Genomic DNA, 423 nt, shown 5'->3' with positions numbered 1-423 from the left:
GACCCGACGGGCAAAGCCCATCTCATGGGTGACCACGACCATCGTGACGCCGGAGCGAGCGAGGTTTTGCATGACATCGAGTACTTCGCCAACCATTTCCGGGTCGAGAGCCGAAGTCGGTTCGTCGAACAGGATTGCGCGAGGTTCCATGGCCATGGTGCGGGCAATGGCAACTCGTTGCTGTTGACCACCGGACAATTGGCTGGGGTATTTGTGCGCGTGATCTCCCATGCCGACCTTGAGCAAAAGCTCCTTGGCCCTGGCATGCGCATCACGCCGACTCAGACCGCGAACACGGATCGGCGCCAGCGATACATTGTCAAGAACAGTGAGGTGCGGATAGAGGTTGAAGCTCTGAAACACCATGCCCACTTCGCTACGAATTGCGCTCAGTCGCGGACCGTTTTCAACCCGCTCACCGGC

1 protein-coding gene is annotated in these 423 nt (G+C 58.9%); it reads right to left on the bottom strand.

What is annotated here, in order from left to right:
* A partial coding sequence (locus tag SB752_RS31955; protein ID WP_410719438.1) for an amino acid ABC transporter ATP-binding protein occupies positions 1-423 on the bottom strand: 423 nt, incomplete at both ends.

This window comes from Brevibacillus sp. SIMBA_040 (genome assembly GCF_046535075.1).
Lineage (GTDB): Bacteria > Bacillota > Bacilli > Brevibacillales > Brevibacillaceae > Brevibacillus.
This window is presented reverse-complemented; position numbering and strand designations above follow the sequence as displayed.